Here is a 1787-nt window from a genome sequence, read left to right as displayed (position 1 = left end):
GGTTCGGGTTCGGGTTCGGGTTGGGAAATGGCAGCTCTATGCGTGGCTGCAAACTCTCTAGTCGTTGGGTGTCGGCTTGCAGATTTTGATAGCGGAGCCACGCCCAGGCGGAAGTCAGCAAGAGGCCTAGGACAACTACAACCGCGACCACTGAAACGAGCTTGGAATCAGGTTCACCGTGCGTTCTTGCCTTGACCAATTGGAAGCTCCTTATCCGTACGGCGTTTAGCAAAGAGCAGGCCTACCGCGAAGAAACGAAGTTCTGAATCATTCTTCGCCGTTGCCACATGATGTCTGCGCGGAGGCGCGCGGCAATGCGCTCGGCCACATCGGCTCGAAGGTTAGTGATACTGACATCGTTTGGACGGCCGTCGGGCTTCTTTCGACCGCCCGGAAGGACTGTGGACTCGATCTGGATACTGCCGACGCCCACCATGAGCTGCCAAAGGTTTTGGCGCACGGTAACTGGACGCTCAATATCGTGAAGCCAGATCACGAGATGTTGTCGATTGACGATCCCGCTGAATATCTCAACTCGGTGCTCGCGCAGGACATAAAAAGTTGTAGCCCACATACCGACTGCTCGGATCAGGATGAAAAGGGCTGCGGGAAGAGCTCCGGCTTCAGAGATCCGCCATAGCCAAGCCGTGGCCGATCCTACGATTCCGGCGGGCATTGTCGTGGCGAACTGGCGTAGTAACACAGGTATCAAAAGGAGCAAGATCGCGATTATCGAGGCTCCGATCAGTGATCGAATGGAAGGCGCTGAGGTCCAGACAATTCCGCCAGCCAAATCCCTGTCGTTCGGCCGGAAGGTACTGCGGAAATCGAGCATGTCCGCCAGCGACTTGTAGACCTTCTCGTTGGCGCCGATGGTGCCGGTCTTGCCTGCCGGTTGTGCAGTTGGCGCGTCGTGTTTCGGAGGGGCATCTGGGACGCTCGCCTTGCCTATCTGTCCAATCGCTTCTGGTCGCGACGGCGGTGCCTTTGGTTTGGGAGGCCGGTTGGGATGGTTAGGCGGATTTGCCGCGTCCAACTTTGCAAGTTGGATCTCGGCTTCCTTTAATTGCGGATTCAACCTGAGTGCTGCTTCGAATGCTTTGTGAGCAGCCTGAACTTTTCCTTGAAGACGAAGGGTGAGCCCGAGACCGTAAAGCGCCCTGTCGCTGGGATCTTGTGCCGAAGATGCCCTGAATCCTTCATGGGCGATATCAAAGTCCCCTGATCTGTAGGCCGCAACCCCCAAGAGATAGTTTGAATCTGAATCCCCTGTGGCAAGTTTTTGCTGAATCAGACGGATCGCATCGTCGTACTTCCCTAGGCCTATAAGTGCTTCGGCCTTTCTCTTGACGCTCTGAGGATCATCGCGCGGTGTCTCAGACGGCGGTGCCTCTTCATCCTCAACCATGAGCTTGCTTCATCTGTTCATCGGAGCTTTCTGTGCTGGAACCGGAGTGGGCTGAATCTTCTCCGGTGTCAGGTGCCTCCCTAAATGCTTCAGCAAAAGACTGTTGCTCCTCCTCTACCGGAACCTGGCTAGCGGCAATGAATTGATCCTCGATGGCCTCTATCTCCGCGATGCGCGCGTCAATAGGATTAGTTACCCCCTCATCCAAATAGGATTTCACTTCTTCCTTAGTCAACCCCCAGAACTCCATGGCTTCTGCACCCGAGAAAATGCGGTCATCGCCATCGCTGGCCCTGGATGCCGTTGCCGATTCGGAGCGATCGTTTCCCAAGTCGTGGCCGTCCGGATGCCCTGCGCCGGGAAGACCTACACCGTCCAT

3 protein-coding genes are annotated in these 1787 nt (G+C 56.0%); all 3 read right to left on the bottom strand.

All coding sequences use genetic code 11. The features are described 5' to 3' along the window. A partial coding sequence (locus J7E80_RS03955) for a hypothetical protein (protein ID WP_215050187.1) occupies positions 1-199 on the bottom strand: 199 nt, incomplete at its 3' end. Between the two features lie 42 nt (positions 200-241). Further along, positions 242-1408: a PH domain-containing protein gene (locus J7E80_RS03950; RefSeq protein WP_215050186.1), complete on the bottom strand. Its 1167-nt coding sequence runs from the start codon at positions 1406-1408 to the stop codon at positions 242-244. Further along, a partial coding sequence (locus tag J7E80_RS03945) for a hypothetical protein (RefSeq protein WP_215050185.1) occupies positions 1401-1787 on the bottom strand: 387 nt, incomplete at its 5' end. The genes J7E80_RS03945 and J7E80_RS03950, both read right to left, overlap by 8 nt.

Origin of the sequence: Arthrobacter sp. ISL-28 (genome assembly GCF_018613875.1) — a bacterium.
Classification (GTDB): Bacteria; Actinomycetota; Actinomycetes; order Actinomycetales; family Micrococcaceae; genus Arthrobacter.
The sequence above is the reverse complement of the archived record's forward strand: the minus strand, read 5'-3'. Positions and strand labels throughout refer to the sequence as shown.

What these genes read in the sequence shown, in the direction of transcription:
- J7E80_RS03950 (WP_215050186.1), bottom strand. Translation starts at nt 1,408, where the DNA reads ATGGTTGAGGATGAAGAGGCACCGCCGTCTGAGACACCGCGCGATGAT.